The organism is Porcincola sp. LCP21S3_C12 (assembly GCF_052118625.1).
Classification (GTDB): Bacteria; Bacillota; Clostridia; order Lachnospirales; family Lachnospiraceae; genus Porcincola.
The window spans coordinates 83,471-99,882 of sequence record NZ_JBQKGW010000006.1; the positions used below are offsets into that span (position 1 = coordinate 83,471).

A 16,412-nucleotide genomic window follows, 5' to 3' on the forward strand; every position below is an offset into this window, starting at 1 on the left:
CCTGCAGGCGCTCCCGACAGTTCTATCTTGAGACTGGCTGATCCCTCTCCGGTTCATCCAACCTTGAGCATGAATTTTCTCGCTTCTCTCTCTGTGCAGACGCACTCGATCTTCGCTCCGAGGCTCCGAAGCTTCCCATCAAAATCCTCATATCCACGCTTGATATAGACGATATCATCAATGATCGTGATGCCGTCCGCAGCAAGACCTGCGATCACAAGCGCTGCACCTGCCCGAAGATCCGGCGCGCTCATCCGCGCACCCGTCAGATGCTTCACACCTGTGATGATTGCTGCATTCCCCTCGACCTTCGCGCTGCCGCCCATGCGGGCCAGCTCATCCAGGTATTTGAACCGGTTCTCAAAGATGCTCTCCGTGACGATGCTGGTTCCCTCCGCCATGGAAAGCGCCACACCGATCTGAGGCTGCATATCGGTCGGATATCCGGGATACGGAAGCGTCTTGACATTCGCCGCAGAAAGGCTTCCCTCCGGCCCGATCACACGAACTGCCGTGTCAAACTGCTCGACCCGGCAGCCAATCTCAAGAAGCTTTGAGACCGTCGCCTCCAGATGCTTCGGAATGACATTCCGGACCGTCACATCTCCGTGTGTGCAGGCTGCCGCAAACATGTAGGTGCCCGCCTCGATCTGATCCGGAATGATGGAATACTCGGTCCCGTGAAGCTTCGGTACCCCGATGATCCGGATGACATCCGTCCCGGCGCCCTTGATATTCGCGCCCATGCTGTTCAGGAAATTCGCCACATCGACAACATGCGGCTCCTTCGCGCAGTTTTCAATCACCGTCCGGCCTTCCGCCATCGACGCCGCCATCATGATATTGATCGTCGCCCCGACGGAAACCGTATCCAGAAAGATGTGCTGTCCGACCAGCCTTGATGCCGACGCGCAGACAACCCCGCTCTTTATGACAACCTTCGCCCCGAGGGACTTGAATCCCTTCAGATGCAGGTCGATCGGTCTTGAACCGATATTGCAGCCGCCCGGAAGCGGCACCTCAGCCTTCTTGTACTTTCCGAGCAGCGCTCCCAGAAAATAATAGCTTGCCCGGATTTTCTTGATGTATTCGTATTCGATGTTGACATCGCCGATGTCCGCACCGCAGATTTTAATGGTATGCCTGTCAATTTTCTCGATGTGAACACCGATCTGGCTCATCGCCTCGATCATGATATTCACATCCGCAACATCCGGAAGATTCTCTATAATTACAGTATCGTCTGTCATGATTGCGGCTGCGAGAATTCCGAGAGCCGCATTCTTGGCCCCGCCGATCTCCACCTCACCCTTCAGAGGCGTGCCGCCCTTGATGATATACTGTTCCATATACGTACCTCAGCTGACTATTAATTACTTACTCCCATTGCATCAGCCGTTCCTCCAGCCCCTTAATTCCGGAAATGAACGTCTGCGGCGTCATCTGTCCGCCGATTTTGTGCCCCTTGAAACCTGGCACTTTGGCTCGATTATACATAGAATTTTCATCTATGTAAACTAAAATTAATAATTCCGCAATTTTCGACCATATGTTCGATGAAATTTATCCTGTTTCTTCCATTTTGATCGATTTATTTTTAGTCAATCTGTTAAGGATTATTTAATAGGAAGAGACCCATCTGCCCATCCACCCTGCGGAACGCAAAAAAGCTTTTCGCGAATGAGGAGCGCTTTTCGCCCATTCGCCCAAAATCGAAACAGTCTACATCCCTGTGCAGCCGCACAGGTTCGTTTTCCGAATCATTCGTGAATATCACCAGTTTCCGCAAATTTTTCTGTACAAAACAGAGATGGAATATTTGTGTAAACAGCCTCGGTTTCCTGTATACTCTACTGTACGCGCCTGCCGGACGGCAGCCGATTGACCTGGAGACGGATTCAATCACAAAGCGCTGCTGACTGCACCCGCCTCTCTCAGATTTATATCATCAGAATCCCAGGAGACCCTTATGAACGGCAATCTGAAATCCAGAAAAGACACCATCAGAAACAACAGACCTCACTCAGACTACCAGCAGCTTCCGCTTCTGAGGCTGATTCAGATGATCTCCGTCATCGCAATTCCTGTCGCCCTTCAGAATCTGCTGACTACGACAGGCTCCATGGTCGATACAATCATGCTCGCCTCTCTCGGTGAACGCACCGTCGGCGCAGCCGGCCTCTGCGCCCAGTATTCCAGTTTGATGTTCTCGGGATACTGGGGCTTTGTGGGCGGCGGCATGCTGTTCTTCTCACAGTTCTACGGCTCCGGGGAACATGAAAACATCCGGAAATCCTACGGGATGACCATCGTTTTCATGATGATCTCCGGAATCACCTTCGGTGCCCTCGCCGTCTTTGCGCCGATGTCCGTCATGCGCCTGTACACAGGGAGTGCGGCCATCCAGAAGATCGGAGCCAGATACCTGCAGATTGTCGGCTTTGCGTACCCGCTGCAGGTTCTCGCCATGGCTCAGAGCGCCCTTCTGCGCTCCATCGGCCAGGTTAAGATTCCGCTGTTCGGCGCGATTGCCTCCGTCGTTACAAACTTTGTGATCAACTTCATCCTCATCTTCGGGAAGTTCGGCTTCCCGAAGATGGGCATCCGCGGCGCCGCGGTCGGCACCGTCGCAGCGGCAGCCGTCAACATTCTGGTCATCGTGGCAGCTGCCCGCATCATGCATCTTCCGTACCTGATGGATGTTACCCGCCATTTCCGCTGGAACCGGAAGCTGCTATCCGCATATCTGCGCAAGTCCGCTCCGATTATCGCGAACGAAGTGATGATCGGAATCGGCAACATGCTGATCAACATCGTACTTGGCCACCAGATCGAGTCCGCCATCGCCGCAACCGCTGTTTTCCGGACGCTGGAAGGCATCATCATCGCCTTCTTCAGTGGTTTCTCGAGCGCCGCAACCGTTCTGGTCGGCACTGAGATCGGCGCCGGCCGCCATGAAGAGGCCTTCTCGAGGGCATACCGGCTCATTTACCTCTGCCAGGGACTGACCGGCCTTGCAGCACTCCTCCTGATTGCCATTCACAATCCGCTGCTGCACGCGATGGGGCTGAGCGGGGACTCCTACCGTACCTGCACGGTCATGCTCTACATCTACAGCATCGCAGCCGTCATCCGCATGGGGAACTGGTCGATGAACGACACCTACCGCGCAGCCGGAGATCCCAGCTTCGGCTCGATGCTTGAAATCATCTTTATGTTCGCAATGGTTCAGCCGGCCATCCACATCGCCAACAGCCTGGTTCATGCGCCGTTTCTCGTCGTCTTCGCCCTGTGCTACTGCGACGAGCCCATCCGCTACATCATCATGCAGCTGCACATGTATTCCCGCAAATGGATCCGCCCTGTCTCCATCGCAGGCCTTGAGACGATCGATGCCTTCCGCGAAAAGTACGGCGTGAAATTGAACCACCGCGGCATGCTCCACAGCTGACAGCGCAGCTGCACCCCGCATCAGCACACCCGGCCCTGCGCCTGCATGGCATCCGTACTGCCGTTTTTTGTCCTGCATGCGTCAGCACACCACGCCAGACGCCGGCACTCTCCATCAGCTATCCCGGCGTCTCACACTGTACCCGAAGGTACCCAGCTTTTTGCCAAGGCCGAAGTACGTTCCGTGCGAATAGGCAATCAGCCCCGCACTGTCCAGGTCAAGCCGCCCCTTTGAGTCGATATATGCTTCATCCACATCCACACAGACCACCTCTGCCAGGAACATGTCATGAGACCCGAGTGCTATTTTCTGTTTTACCCTGCACTCCAGACTGACCGGGCTTTCCAGGATGATCGGCGCAGCCTCCAGACGGCTGGCTCTGCCGGCGGTCAGCTTTTCCGGAGCCGCCCCCGCTTCTGCCGCAAACTTCGCCGTATCCCGTCCGGACTTCACACCGCACCAGTCACAGGCTTTTGCAAGCTTCTCTGTCACCAGATTGATCACAAACTCCCCGGTTTCCTCGATGATGTCATGTGAATACCGCTGCGGCCGGATAGAGATCGAGACCATCGGCGGGTTCGAGCAGACCGTTCCGGCCCATGCGACCGTAATAATGTCCGGTCTCTCCCCCTTCCGGGCACAGCTCACCATCACCGCGGGAACCGGATACAGCATGTTGCCGCCTCTCCAGACCTGCCTGCTGCCAGATACATGCCTGCCCGGCTGCCCCGGTTTTATGCCGGACTTTTCTCCTGACCTTGCCAGCTCTGTCAGCTCCGCCTGCTTCCTTTTCAGCTCCGTTTTTTTGCCGGACTTTTTTCCTGACCTTGCCAGGCTCCGTCCGGATTCCCCGCCTGCTTCTCTGCCAGGCTTCCTCACTGCCCGCTGCCTTCCCGAATATTCGGTTCTGTTATCCTTCCTCTGCTTCATAACCCTCTCCTCGAAGGTTCCTCCTGCGTCATCCTTATACGTCGTTGTCTTTGTTCAGCTCCGCCATGATCACCGGGACAACCTGCTTCTTGCGGGATACAATTCCCGGCATTTTTGCTATATGATCCTTGACCGCCACCCCGAAGGCTGATTCCAAAAGCCCCTGAGCATGCTTTCCGTAGCAGATCATCGTCGTCGATTCATCAATGATGTTCGTCAGCATAAAGAACGCCAGCGACAGCCCATGCTGCTCATAAGCCTTCTCAATGAACGGCTTGATCCGATCCCGGATGTCAGACAGCTCCTCCTCGTCCATCGATGTGATCTGCCCGATCCCGATCGTCTCCTCATTGACCTCAAATGTCTTGAAATCTGTGTAGAAAATCTCCTCCGGCGTGCGGTTCTTCAGGTCAGATCCCGCCCTGAACATCTTCCGTGCGTATTCCTCCGGTTCAATCCCGGCGATCTTCGCCAGATGCTCCGCCGCCATCTTATCCATCATCGTGCAGGTCGGTGACCGGAAGATCAGCGTATCAGACAGAATCGCGGAGGCAAGGAGCCCTGCGATCGTTTTCGGGATCTCCACATTGTTCTCACGATACATCTCATAGACAATCGTCGATGTAGAGCCCACCGGCTGGTTCCGGAAGAAGACCGGGTTGATGGTCTGAAGCGTTCCGATCTTGTGGTGATCAAGAATCTCCAATATCTCAGCGTTCTCCACGTTGTCAACCGCCTGGGAGACCTCATTGTGATCGACCAGAATCAGCGCCCGCTTGCGCGCATTCAGCAGGTTCCGTCTGGAAATGGTGCCAATGTACGCTCCTCTTTTGTCAAGAACCGGAAAGTCACGGTACCGCTTCTTCGACATGATCTCCTTGATCTGGTCGGTAAAGTCGCCCAGATGAAACGTAATCAGATTGTCCGACTTCATAAAGAAATCGATTGGCATCGATTGGTTGATCAGTCTGGCAACCGTATACGTGTCAAGCGGGGTGACCAGAATCGTCGTCCCCTTCTCCTTCGCCATATGCTGGATGGTCTTTGAGACCGGCGCGCCGAGACAGACAACAATGCAGCCCGCTCCCGCCAGAATCGACATCAGCTGCGACTCATACCGGTTTCCCAGGATGACCATGTCATGCGGGTTGATGTAGTTCTCCATGACATCCGGATTCGCGGCTGCAATGACAACCTTCCCCTCCGTGAAGCTCGCCTCCGGATCCCCGACCACCATCTCCGCATCCAGTGTCTCCATGATGTTTCGGTATGGCGTCCGTGCGACAGAGACAATCGCGGAATCATTTTCGTCCATGTAAGACTTCGCGATATCGTTGATCGTGATGAGTCCCTGCAAATGGCTCTCCGCATCTGTGATCGGCAGGGTGAAGACGTTCTGCGTATTCATCAGGTTCCATGCATCCTTGACCGAAATCTTCGCATCGACGCCCGGTGTCCGGCGGATCTCCAGATCCTTCACCCGCGTCCCGATGTTTTCGATGAACAGCGGCTGCGGGACATGAAAATAATCCAGAACGAACTGTGTCTCAGCCGACACGGAGCCCGCCCTGCACGCCACATACTGGTATCTTCCGTCCGGTTTTTCAAGCTGTTTCTTCAGATATGTATAGGAAATCGCCGCACAGATCGAATCCGTATCCGGATTCTTGTGCCCGATGACACACACGGTCCGTTTCTTCTGCCTCTGAGGCGCTCTTGTAATTTGCTCCAGTTCTTCTCTGATATCCCCTGACTCCTGCGGCATTGCGTCATCCCCCTGCCCGTTCGGCTTTGTGATCCACTGTTTCTTTCTCTACTCTACACCAAAACCAGACTTTTCTGGGGTTCCTGTGCCCAGATTGCCTGAAAATCCATCCAATTTAACATAAATATAATATATTAGAAACATTGTTGTAATATTTATGTGGTAACTTATTTATACAAGTAATTGAGATAACAAGTGATTGATTCGACCCTAAATACACATTCCAAGCGAATGATATTTTTTCATAATAGCTCCGGAGGGATGGAAGGCTGAACAGCTGAAATTCCTCCGGGGCACTCCTCTTCAAAACAGAAGCCGGCGTGAGCCGGTTCTTTTTTGTCTTTGCCGGCTCCGTCCATCTCCTGCTGAATACTCGATTTCCTTCCGCTGCATGTCTGAATACTGAATCCTTCATCCACACTGCGCCGCACGTCTGAATGCTGAATCCTTCATTTCCACTGCATGCCTGAATATGTGCTGAATTGCATCCGGTTTTCTCCCGTGCTATGATGGTGCAGATATTTTACGCCGCAAAGAGGGGTCCTGAATGAAACGGAAGTCGTACATAAGCCTCAGCCTGCTGCTGGCTCTTGCAGCCGCGCAGACGCCGGCTGCAGCAACCAGAGCCGATCACCTGAACACGGTAACATCCGGCATCCTGAGATACTCTGACTCAGGTCATGATGCATCCGGTGATGTCAACGCAGCACGCAGCAGAACATCGGCACAGCGCAGTGACTCTGCTGCGCCGGCACAGACTGATGCACCCGATCAGGTTCACACTCCGGCTCAGGCTGATGCATCCGGCCGGACCAGTGCCGCGTCTCAGACTGGCACATCTGCCTGGCCTGCATCCACTTCTGTTTCGTCTGCGTCAGACATAGAAAGGCTGGTGAATCCCCTTTCGGGTGGTTTCAAAGGCTCTGAGGGATATGCCGGTACAGATGTCCCGGCATTGCCAGGTCTCAATCGCACGGAAGAAACTGAGGCCGGTCCTGCAGTGCCTGCAAAGGGCGGGCAGTCCGCTTCCGGGAAGGGCTCCGCTGAGGCGGATGATACGCCTGCTGCGGAAGCCTCCACAGAGACTGAAGTGCCTTCCACGCCTGTCCCGCAGGACAGTGGCGTAATCGGCGAGGATGCTGAGACAGAATCCGATGACGCTCATGCGACAAATGGCTTCTTCCAGTCTCCCGACATCGAAGGCTATAACGACGCCCGCATCTCGCTCTACGACTATCGCATGCTGCGGGATTATCCGCTGCCTTCTCTTCCCCGGGATCTGCACACCCTTTATGATCAGATCCGGAATACCGTCGCCGGTTATTCCGGCACCTGGTCCGTCTATGTGGAGGATCTTTCAACCAGGCAGGCACTGATCGTCGGTGATCAGCCGATGAAGTCCGCTTCCGTCATGAAGCTCTTCGTCATGGCAGCGGTCTATGAGCAGATCGACAACGGTAAAATAGAACGCACCGACGAGGTCGTATCGCTTCTTCACGATATGATTTCGAATTCCTCCAACGAAGCTGCCAACCGGCTTCTCCTGCTCCTCGGAAAAGGCGATTACGCAAAAGGAGTTCGCGCGGTAAATAGATACATTTCCTCGCACGGTTACAGCAAGGATACCCGCGAGTACAATGGCTTTGAGGATGACGCAGCTATCGTGGATGGCAGCCATTTCAACCAGATCAATGCCAAGGACATCGGACTTCTCCTTGAACATGTGTACAGCCGGTCATTCATATCCCGGAATGTTTGCAACGAAATCGAGGACATGATGCTGAACCAGGCAACCCGCTACAAAATTCCGCGGGGACTTCCGGACGATGTCGAGGTCGCCAACAAAACAGGTGAGATGGATACCGTCGAGAATGATGCCGCCCTTGTCTTCGGCGGACGGACGGATTTTATTCTTGTCGTCCTCTCGGAGGACTGGGACAGCAAAAACACGGCCCAGGAGGAGATTCAGGATCTGGCAGGCATGGTCTACAATTACCTGAACTGAGCAACCATTCAGGCACGCCGCCCGGATGAATTTCTGGCAAAGCAGACCTCCCCGCATCCTGCGAAAGCCAAACACAGAATCAGGATCAGTTCCAGAAAGGAGCATCTTTATGAGAATCTGGGCGAAGGAATGGCAGAACAGCCATCTGCTGAGAGATCTGACCATTGAAGACACAAGCGACGAAACACGCACCCACAAGGTGCTTTACGCCATCGACGAGATCTGCGAGAAATTCGACCTCCAGCACCCGATCTGGCTTGACTCCACGATCCGCGATTTCCAGCGGCATGCAAGATGCCGGTTCGGGAAGGATGCCTTCACAGAAGACGTTCCCTTCGACTACCTGGAGATCCAGGTGCTGGAGGAGGATCACTAAGACGATGCACTGAGCCGTTCTCTATCCAGTCAGCAGACTGATTTTGCCGCCTTCAGAAAAAGCGCCGCCGCAAACTTCGCGGTGGCGCTTTTTCTGTTTACATGCTCCCTTCATGCCCATCTGCATGTGGTACTTTTCTCTGACTGCAAGTACTTCTCCTGCCAATCATTAATCGCTGCAAATATCCGTATTGTTCATGGAGAACCGGTGTCTTGTCCTGCTCCCTCACTTACTGTGCGAGATCGCTCATCAGCGCTTCTACAAGCCTGACACTGTGCTCCGCAGCCTTCTTCTCAAAGGTCGCATAATCGACATAGGCGGAGTTATCCGCTTTGTCCGAGATCGCCCGGACGATGATGAATGGAACACCATTCAGGTACGCCGTCTGTGCGATACCGGCTCCCTCCATCTCCGTGCACCAGCCGTGGAAGGCCTTGATGATCTGATTCTTCTGCTCCTGGCTTGAGACGAACTGGTCGCCGCTGCAGATTCTGCCGCGCCAGACCGTGATATCCGGATTCACACGATTGCAGGCTGCCTTCGCCTTCTCCGCGAATGTCTCATCTGCCGGAAATGAAAAGACCCTCATCTGCGGAATCTGCCCGAGTGCATACCCGAACTCCACAGCATTGACGTCGTGGTGGACGACGTCAGTCGAGATGACGATGTCGCCAATGTTAATCTCTGCATTCAGGGACCCCCCGACCCCTGTGTTGATGATCCCGTCCACACCAAAATCATCAATCAGAATCTGAGTGCAGACAGCCGCGTTGACCTTGCAGATCCCGGAACGGACCACCACAACCGGCATCCCGTTCAGAACGCCCTCGTGAAACTCCATCCCGGCCTTCTTTACAACCCGGCCGACCTCCATATCCTTCTTCAGTGTCTCGACCTCGACTTCCATCGCGCCGATGATGCCAATCTTCTTCACTTGCTCTCTCCCCCGCCTGCTTACTCGGATACCTCTGTACGGACAGCTGTCTTCAGCGCGATCTCCATCATCTCATGGAAGGAATCGCGGATCTCCTCCGGGCTGAGATGCTCGCCGGAGAAAACATGATCGGATATGGACAGGACACTCAGAGCTTTCTTATGATCTGCCATCGCGGTCAGATAAAGCCCTGCCGTCTCCATTTCAACCGCCATCAGTCCGACTGCCTTCGCCTTCTCGTTGACCTTCATGGCCGCGTTCGGATAGTAGAAGAAATCACTCGTGTAAACCGAGCCGACAGATGTGCGGACGCCCATCTCTTCCGCCATATCCCAGGCTGTCTTCAGCATGCCCCAGTCAGCGGTCGGTGCCACATGCCCCGGCAGATCGATGGCATCGGAGTAAGCCGAGTTTGTCGTCGCACTCATCGCCAGCAGTACGTCACGGCACTTCACAGAATCCGCAATTCCGCCTGCGGATCCAATCCGGATGATCGCCTCAACCCCATAGAAGGAGAAGAGTTCATGCGCATACAGCGTCAGAGACGGAATGCCCATGCCGGAGCCCATCACGGAAACCTCTTTGCCCTCAAACAAGCCGGTGTATCCCAGCATTCCCCGGACATCATTGAACAGTACCGGGTTCTCCAGATAATGCTCAGCGACATATTTCGCGCGGAGCGGATCACCCGGCATCAGCACAACCTTTGCTACATGCGTGCCATCCTTTACATCGATACACGCAGAAGGAGAAACCTTTCCCATACGATACCTGCCTTTCCATGCAACTGCCCATCAAGATTCGCTATGGCCTTCATTATAACGGCGGAAAGAGGCAAATACAAGGCAGCGCGATTCCTCCCGATTGACATTTCCCGGCAGATTCGTACAATAAAAAAAGCTGCCGGCAGTTGCCGGCAGCAAATATGATCCGGAGGAATCTCAACATGGACTATAAGACACACGGAACCTGCTCCACCATGATTCACTTTAACCTGGACGAAAACAAGTGTGTTCACAACCTTTCTTTCGAGGGCGGCTGCAACGGCAACCTGGCCGGCATCAGCAAGCTTGTCGAAGGCATGCCTGCGCAGAAAGTCATTGATACCCTCGACGGGACAAGATGCGGTTTCAAGAAGACATCCTGCCCGGACCAGCTGGCGAAGGCATTGAAAGCAGCGCTCGAATCCTGAACATCATCAAGATCATTCTATAAAGATGAGGCCTCCCTGCGGCCTCATCTTCTGTATTCATCTGTAATTTCTTCGAATGTCCTTATTCCGTCGATGTAATCCCGATAAACCAGAAGCGGATCCTGGTTATGGTAGACCGCACAGATCCCGCACATGTCACAGTCACTGATGCAGCGAAAGTGTTCTTCGATATACTTCCGGCGCTCCGCAGGCGTAGACTCCCCGACCGAAGGCGCCCGCTTGCCATATGTCCCGAATGCCATATGCTCACCCCCTTTTTTCTTTAGAAATAGTCTGCCTGACCAGCAATCTTCAGGCATATTTCCATCTCGGAAAAGATTTTCTGTAATCCGAATCGTTGAAATATTCACGACACATGTTATAATAACTCGTAAGTTATTAACTTACGAGTTATTAAATTCTAAGTTTCCTTTTCTTCGCCTTTTTCTTGCACAGAAACGCTTCTCTACGGATCTGATAGCCGTTCTTTGTGCGATTTGTTTCACACTGGAGGTGATTCAATGCTTGGACGTCAGAATGAGCTTCAGCGTCTCGAAGATTTGTACAACAGCTCGCGCTTCGAATTTCTAGTGATGTACGGTCGCAGACGCGTTGGAAAAACAACAATCCTGCAGGAATTTGCCAAGCGTCATGAAGCTGTTTTTCTCTCTGCCCAGGAGAAAAATGATACCCTGAATCTGCTTGATTTCTCAAAGATGATTCAGCTTCGTTTTGATAAACACTTTATTGCCAGCTTTGCAGGATGGGAAGACGCATTTGATTACATCACTACAAAAAGCGTTCAGAGAGAACAGTCTTCAGGTAAAACGATCATCATGATCGATGAATTTCCTTTTATTGCCAGACAGAACCCCTCTGTCAAAAGCATCCTGCAGCACACCATTGATCGTTCATGGAAGACCCGGAATATTCTGCTGATTCTATGTGGCTCCAGCGTCAGTTTCATGCTGAATGAGGTCATGGGGTACAAAAGTCCTCTGTACGGAAGAGCTACTTCCTCTATGGAAGTTCTCCCCTTCGATTATCTGGAGAGCGCCGCTTTCTTCCCTGGGTATTCCAATGTTCAGAAAGCAGTGGCATATGGGATTTTAGGCGGGATTCCCCAGTACCTGTCCGAATTCTCAGATCAATCCGGTATCCGTGAGAATATCAGAGACCATATCCTGATGCCAGGTTCTTTTCTTTATGATGAACCCTCTGCCTTATTGCGAATGGAGCTGCGTGAACCTGGCGTGTACGCCAGCATCCTGGAAGCCATTGCCAGTGGTCATAACAGGATCATCGAAATCTCAGACGCGATACATGAAGAACGTGCGAAGGTTAGTAAATACATCACGACGCTGACCACCCTCCGGCTGATCCAGAAACAATCGCCCTGTGGGGAGCCGGAAAATAGTAAAAAAAGCATCTATACGCTGACTGACTCCTATTTCCGTTTCTGGTTTCGATATATTTCTGCTAATAAAAGCTACTATGAGCTTCTGGGGACTGAGGAAGCTTCCATTGAGATCGAAAAGAACCTGAACGACTTTATGGGGCCTTCCTTTGAATTGATTTGCATGCAGTATCTGAGAAGGCAGGCAAAGCTCAGGAGGCTTCCATTTATCCCATATCATCTTGGAAAATGGTGGGGGAACAATCCGGCTATCCATGCGCAGGATGATATCGATATTCTTGCCATCAATAAAAAAGAGGATGAAGCTCTTTTCTGCGAATGCAAGTTCACAAACAGGCCGATGCCCATGGAAGAGTATGACGACCTCATCCATGCAACGATGGCATTTCCAAACATTCAGAAAAAACACCTGATGTTTATCAGCAAAAGTGGATTTACAAAGCCCGTTATAAAAAGAGCTGCCGATGAAGCATGTACCCTGCTGTGTATCGACGACCTGTATCATTGATATAGCCCGTAACCATTTCAAAAGGGGGCTGACGCACCTGCGACAGTCCCCCTTATATCATACAATCAGACATTCAGCAGCTTGCTGTACTCCGCCAGCGCACCGTCCGTTTCGTGAGCGAGGACCTTTTTCGCAAGAACCTTGCCAAGCTGGACGCCTTCCTGGTCAAAGCTGTTGATGTTCCATGTAAAGCCCTGGAACATGACCTTATTCTCGAAATGTGACAGAAGTGCCCCGAGGCTCTTCGGGGTCAGCTGGTCGCCGGTGATGATGCTGGACGGACGATTACCGCTGAACCGCTTGTTCGGGTTCTCATTGTCACGCCCGCAGGCAAATGCGACAATCTGTGCCGCGACATTCGCGCAGAGCTTCTCCTGGCTTGTGCTTCCCTCGATCACATCGTCCATACCGATCTGGTTGCTGCGGAAACCGACAAACTGCATCGGGATAATGTTCTTCCCCTGATGAAGAAGCTGGTAGAAGGAATGCTGTCCGTTCGTGCCGGGTTCTCCGAAGATGATCGGGCCTGTCGGGTAATCAACCGGCTCTCCAAAGCGGTTGACGGACTTTCCGCCAGATTCCATGTCCAGCTGCTGCAGATGCGCCGGGAAGCGTGAAAGCGCCTGTGAATACGGAAGGACTGCTGTAGTCTGGTATCCCAGAACATTTCTCTCATACACCCCGATCAGAGCATCTAGCATCTCCGGGTTCTCCAGCAGGTTCCTGTTGAGAGCAAGCTTATCTTCCTCATGCATCCCTTCCAGAATCTCTGCAAAGACCTCCGGACCGAACGCCAGGGAAAGAACCGCACCGCCGACAGCGGAGGACGAGGAATAACGTCCGCCGATATAGTCATCCATGAAGAAGGCTGCGAGATATCCCTCATTCTTCGCAAGCGGCGAAGTCTCAGACGTGACCGCCAGCATATGCTTTGCCGGGTTCAGTCCCTCGCGGGTCAGCGCGTTCTTGACAAAGGTCTCGTTCGTCAGCGTCTCAAGAGTCGTGCCGGACTTGGACACCACGATAAACAGCGCATGCGCCAGATCGGTTGCATTCAGAACGGCTGCCGCATCATCCGGGTCCACATTGCTGATGAAGCGGGCTCTCATCTTCAACGTCTGATGAGCCCTTGCCCAGTTCTCCAGCGCAATGTAAAGCGCTCTCGGTCCCAGATCCGAACCGCCGATTCCAATCTGGACAACCTCTGTGAACTTTTCACCCTTCTCATTGCTGATCTCGCCGGAGTAAACCTTCTCTGCAAATGCCGCAATGCGATCCTGCTGTTCCTTGTAGAATGCACGCTTGTTCACACCATCGGCAATGACATCACCCTTCAGCTGCCCTCTGGTCAGCTGGTGAAGCACATGCCGCTTCTCTCCAGTATTGATGATATCGCCGTTCAGAAGCGATTCATACTTGTCGACAAGCTGCTGCTCTTCAGCCAGCGCCGCCAGCTTCTCCAGAATGTTGTCATCCACATTCTTAGCCGCAAAGTTATAGTCCAGCCCTGCCGTCATCGGAACGTGGTACTTTCTCACACGCTCAGCGCCGCTTTCTCCAACCATGGCCTTTGTCAGATCCACTTTCTCTGCCTTCTTCAGATCCTCGAATGCCCTGGTCGTATCCAGGTTGTTCCAGTTCAGCATAATCTCCTCCTTACCCGCCTGACGGCAGGATCCCCTGCCGGATATCCGGCAGTTTCTATCTCTGTGCACACTCCGCGTCATCTTCCTGTATACATCAGCATGGCCGCCTGAAAAACCGCTGGTTTTCGGCATGCGTCCGCTCTTTCCGCGCGATGCGTCCCCAGTATAGCACAACAGCAGCCTTCTGTGGGAAATGGGAGGTCTCCTCAGTCATCTTGCCTGCAAATGAATTCTGCACGCCACACCGATCTTACAGCCTGCTGCATGCCCGGATCAAGCAGAAGACTTGCTCCGCTGTATCTGCCATGTTTCTCTTCGCATTTTCAGAATTCATGGCTTCGTCCAGCGAACAGACACCCCTGACGATTGGAAAAAACGCATCAATTCCAGCCTGATTACAGGCTGCTGCATCCTGCGTCACACTTCCTGCGAATGCTACGACTCTTGCCCCATACCTTTTCGCCAGTTTCGCTACACCGATCGGCGCTTTTCCCATGGCGGTCTGATGATCGAGGCGGCCTTCTCCTGTCACAACTACATCCGCATCTTTCACATAGTCCTTCAGATGTGTTTCTTCCAGGACAAGCTGAATACCTGATTTCAACTCTCCCCCCAGATAGGCAAGAAAGGCGAATCCAAGCCCGCCCGCAGCACCTGCGCCCGGGAATGTCGGATCTGCATCCGGATCATGTTTTTTTGTGATTTCAGCATAAGAGCCAAGCCACTTATCCATATCCCTGATCATGATCTCATCTGCGCCCTTCTGCGGTCCATAGATTGCACTGCAGCCATCGGGTCCGCAGAGCGGATTTGTCACATCGCAGGCAATCAGAAATCTGCAGTCTGAAAGCTCGGGGAGCGCGTGCTCAGACCTGACTTCCGCAAGATCCCTCAAACCTATCGCCCCGCGCCGAATCTGTTTCCCTTCCGAATCCAGGAGCTCAAACCCCAATGCCTGCAGCATTCCGGCGCCGCCATCATTGGTTGCGCTCCCGCCAATTCCGATGATGAACTTCCTGCATCCGGCATGGACTGCATCTCGAATCACTTCACCCAGTCCATAGGTCGTCGTCAGGAGGGGATTTCGATCTTCCGGCTTCACCAGCGTGATGCCGGATGCTCCGGCCATCTCGATGACTGCTGTTTCCGATCCTGGAATCACGCCATATGTGCACTCCACCGGTACGCTAAGCGGACCTGACACATATACTTTCCGATATTCTCCACTCATCCCTTGAACAAGAGCATCTACTGTTCCTTCTCCTCCATCCGCCAGAGGCCGGACAATTATCTCCGCTTCCGGATTCGCCCTTCGGACACCTTCCGCTGCTGCATTACCCGCCTCCAGGGATGTCAGACTACCCTTCAATGAATCAATTGCGATTACAACTTTCACAGTCCCTCCACCAAATTTTCCGGACTTTTATTATCCGCTGCTTCAATACCCCAGTTCCTCATCCACCAGAATCAGGTGAATCCTGTCTTTATGAAGGGAATACCTTGTGATCAGGAACTGGCAGCAGATCGTATCCGGTGATTTACAGTCCATGCAGGTACCGGTCTTTGTGCAGGGTGCCTTCAGACCAAAGCGCTGTACATTGATGACAGCCGCCTCATTCCGAGCACGCTTGAGCGCCGCATCGAAATCAGGCGCGACTTTATTCATGCCCGCAATCAGGACGAGTTTTTTCGGTCCGTAAGCATAAGCCGATACACGGTTTGCATTGCCGTCGATATTGACCAGAATGCCGTCTGCTGTGACCGCATTCACGCTTCCGATAAACACATCCGCGCTGTAGGCAAACTCCTCTGCTGCACGCTTCTCTGCCCCCGCCGTCTTTCTGCGGTTTACAAACTCGTAGTCGCCTTTCTCCAGCGCCTCCTCCAGCCCGATCTGCTGAACCGTAAGCGAACCGCCGCCCGTCACTCTGCTCCTCTCCGGAATCAGTTCAAGTGCCAGCTGCAGTGCTTCTTCCTTCGTGTGCACATGGTAGCCTGTCATGTTGCGTGACGAAAGTCCCTTGATGACAGCCTGTGCCAACGTCTCATTTCGTTTCTGCCTGAATTCCTCCATCGCCGAATCCTCCCATATTTTATATACTCCGATAGCTGCATCTTCTCATAATCGCCCTGTCCTTGTAAAGAATGAGATTCGGTCCGGATCACGGCAGATACGGACATACCGAAC

At 53.1% G+C, this 16,412-nt stretch carries 14 protein-coding genes; 5 read left to right on the forward strand and 9 right to left on the reverse strand.

Annotated features, from left to right (window positions below; genetic code table 11):
- Positions 1-53 precede the first annotated feature (53 nt).
- The gene (locus ACTQ1N_RS04890; protein WP_441955185.1) at positions 54-1,349 is read right to left on the reverse strand and encodes a UDP-N-acetylglucosamine 1-carboxyvinyltransferase; all 1,296 of its coding nucleotides are present in this window, start codon (positions 1,347-1,349) and stop codon (positions 54-56) included.
- 620 nt (positions 1,350-1,969) lie between these two features.
- On the opposite strand from ACTQ1N_RS04890, the gene ACTQ1N_RS04895 reads away from it, so the two are divergent.
- Positions 1,970-3,451, forward strand: a complete 1,482-nt coding sequence (locus ACTQ1N_RS04895) for an MATE family efflux transporter (RefSeq protein WP_441955187.1) — start codon at positions 1,970-1,972, stop codon at positions 3,449-3,451.
- A gap of 114 nt (positions 3,452-3,565) precedes the next feature.
- On the opposite strand, the gene ACTQ1N_RS04900 is transcribed toward ACTQ1N_RS04895, so the two are convergent.
- Together ACTQ1N_RS04900 and ACTQ1N_RS04905 are read right to left on the reverse strand one after the other, a co-directional pair.
- Positions 3,566-4,126, reverse strand: a complete 561-nt coding sequence (locus tag ACTQ1N_RS04900; RefSeq protein WP_441955318.1) for a flavin reductase family protein — start codon at positions 4,124-4,126, stop codon at positions 3,566-3,568.
- A 289-nt stretch (positions 4,127-4,415) separates the two neighbouring features.
- Positions 4,416-6,146: a putative manganese-dependent inorganic diphosphatase gene (locus tag ACTQ1N_RS04905; RefSeq protein WP_441955189.1), complete on the reverse strand. Its 1,731-nt coding sequence runs from the start codon at positions 6,144-6,146 to the stop codon at positions 4,416-4,418.
- A 547-nt stretch (positions 6,147-6,693) separates the two neighbouring features.
- Between ACTQ1N_RS04905 and ACTQ1N_RS04910 the strand changes: the two genes are divergently transcribed.
- A complete protein-coding gene (locus ACTQ1N_RS04910) occupies positions 6,694-8,151 on the forward strand; it encodes a serine hydrolase (protein WP_441955191.1) in 1,458 nt (485 codons plus the stop codon).
- A 109-nt stretch (positions 8,152-8,260) separates the two neighbouring features.
- Entirely contained in the window at positions 8,261-8,527 is a 267-nt protein-coding gene (locus ACTQ1N_RS04915; protein ID WP_441955194.1) for a hypothetical protein, read from the forward strand.
- Between the two features lie 229 nt (positions 8,528-8,756).
- On the opposite strand, the gene ACTQ1N_RS04920 is transcribed toward ACTQ1N_RS04915, so the two are convergent.
- Both ACTQ1N_RS04920 and deoD read right to left on the reverse strand, forming a co-directional pair.
- Complete coding sequence (locus ACTQ1N_RS04920) at positions 8,757-9,461, reverse strand: 5'-methylthioadenosine/adenosylhomocysteine nucleosidase (protein ID WP_441955196.1); 705 nt, start codon at positions 9,459-9,461, stop codon at positions 8,757-8,759.
- A 20-nt stretch (positions 9,462-9,481) separates the two neighbouring features.
- The gene (gene deoD, locus ACTQ1N_RS04925) at positions 9,482-10,225 is read right to left on the reverse strand and encodes a purine-nucleoside phosphorylase (protein WP_441955198.1); all 744 of its coding nucleotides are present in this window, start codon (positions 10,223-10,225) and stop codon (positions 9,482-9,484) included.
- Between the two features lie 182 nt (positions 10,226-10,407).
- Here deoD and ACTQ1N_RS04930 point away from each other — a divergent pair, with 182 nt between their 5' ends.
- Positions 10,408-10,653, forward strand: a complete 246-nt coding sequence (locus ACTQ1N_RS04930) for a TIGR03905 family TSCPD domain-containing protein (protein WP_441955200.1) — start codon at positions 10,408-10,410, stop codon at positions 10,651-10,653.
- Between the two features lie 44 nt (positions 10,654-10,697).
- Here ACTQ1N_RS04930 and ACTQ1N_RS04935 read toward each other — a convergent pair whose 3' ends face one another.
- Positions 10,698-10,916, reverse strand: a complete 219-nt coding sequence (locus ACTQ1N_RS04935) for a hypothetical protein (protein WP_441955202.1) — start codon at positions 10,914-10,916, stop codon at positions 10,698-10,700.
- A gap of 258 nt (positions 10,917-11,174) precedes the next feature.
- Between ACTQ1N_RS04935 and ACTQ1N_RS04940 the strand changes: the two genes are divergently transcribed.
- Positions 11,175-12,578: an ATP-binding protein gene (locus ACTQ1N_RS04940; RefSeq protein ID WP_441955204.1), complete on the forward strand. Its 1,404-nt coding sequence runs from the start codon at positions 11,175-11,177 to the stop codon at positions 12,576-12,578.
- 65 nt (positions 12,579-12,643) lie between these two features.
- On the opposite strand, the gene ACTQ1N_RS04945 is transcribed toward ACTQ1N_RS04940, so the two are convergent.
- The 3 genes from ACTQ1N_RS04945 to ACTQ1N_RS04955 form a co-directional block, all read right to left on the reverse strand.
- Entirely contained in the window at positions 12,644-14,224 is a 1,581-nt protein-coding gene (locus ACTQ1N_RS04945) for a glucose-6-phosphate isomerase (protein WP_441955206.1), read from the reverse strand.
- 250 nt (positions 14,225-14,474) lie between these two features.
- Positions 14,475-15,620, reverse strand: coding sequence for a glycerate kinase family protein (locus tag ACTQ1N_RS04950; RefSeq protein WP_441955208.1), 1,146 nt, complete (start codon positions 15,618-15,620; stop codon positions 14,475-14,477).
- 42 nt (positions 15,621-15,662) lie between these two features.
- Entirely contained in the window at positions 15,663-16,298 is a 636-nt protein-coding gene (locus tag ACTQ1N_RS04955) for a lactate utilization protein (RefSeq protein WP_441955210.1), read from the reverse strand.
- Between the last annotated feature and the right edge of the window lie 114 nt (positions 16,299-16,412).

Excerpts from the sequence above, each read along its gene's own strand:
- ACTQ1N_RS04940 (WP_441955204.1), top strand. The coding sequence starts at position 11,175 with ATGCTTGGACGTCAGAATGAGCTTCAGCGTCTCGAAGATTTGTACAAC.
- ACTQ1N_RS04915 (WP_441955194.1), top strand. The coding sequence starts at position 8,261 with ATGAGAATCTGGGCGAAGGAATGGCAGAACAGCCATCTGCTGAGAGAT.
- ACTQ1N_RS04890 (WP_441955185.1), bottom strand. The coding sequence starts at position 1,349 with ATGGAACAGTATATCATCAAGGGCGGCACGCCTCTGAAGGGTGAGGTG.
- ACTQ1N_RS04895 (WP_441955187.1), top strand. The coding sequence starts at position 1,970 with ATGAACGGCAATCTGAAATCCAGAAAAGACACCATCAGAAACAACAGA.
- ACTQ1N_RS04955 (WP_441955210.1), bottom strand. The coding sequence starts at position 16,298 with ATGGAGGAATTCAGGCAGAAACGAAATGAGACGTTGGCACAGGCTGTC.
- ACTQ1N_RS04935 (WP_441955202.1), bottom strand. The coding sequence starts at position 10,916 with ATGGCATTCGGGACATATGGCAAGCGGGCGCCTTCGGTCGGGGAGTCT.
- ACTQ1N_RS04905 (WP_441955189.1), bottom strand. The coding sequence starts at position 6,146 with ATGCCGCAGGAGTCAGGGGATATCAGAGAAGAACTGGAGCAAATTACA.
- ACTQ1N_RS04945 (WP_441955206.1), bottom strand. The coding sequence starts at position 14,224 with ATGCTGAACTGGAACAACCTGGATACGACCAGGGCATTCGAGGATCTG.
- deoD (WP_441955198.1), bottom strand. The coding sequence starts at position 10,225 with ATGGGAAAGGTTTCTCCTTCTGCGTGTATCGATGTAAAGGATGGCACG.
- ACTQ1N_RS04930 (WP_441955200.1), top strand. The coding sequence starts at position 10,408 with ATGGACTATAAGACACACGGAACCTGCTCCACCATGATTCACTTTAAC.
- ACTQ1N_RS04900 (WP_441955318.1), bottom strand. The coding sequence starts at position 4,126 with ATGCTGTATCCGGTTCCCGCGGTGATGGTGAGCTGTGCCCGGAAGGGG.
- ACTQ1N_RS04910 (WP_441955191.1), top strand. The coding sequence starts at position 6,694 with ATGAAACGGAAGTCGTACATAAGCCTCAGCCTGCTGCTGGCTCTTGCA.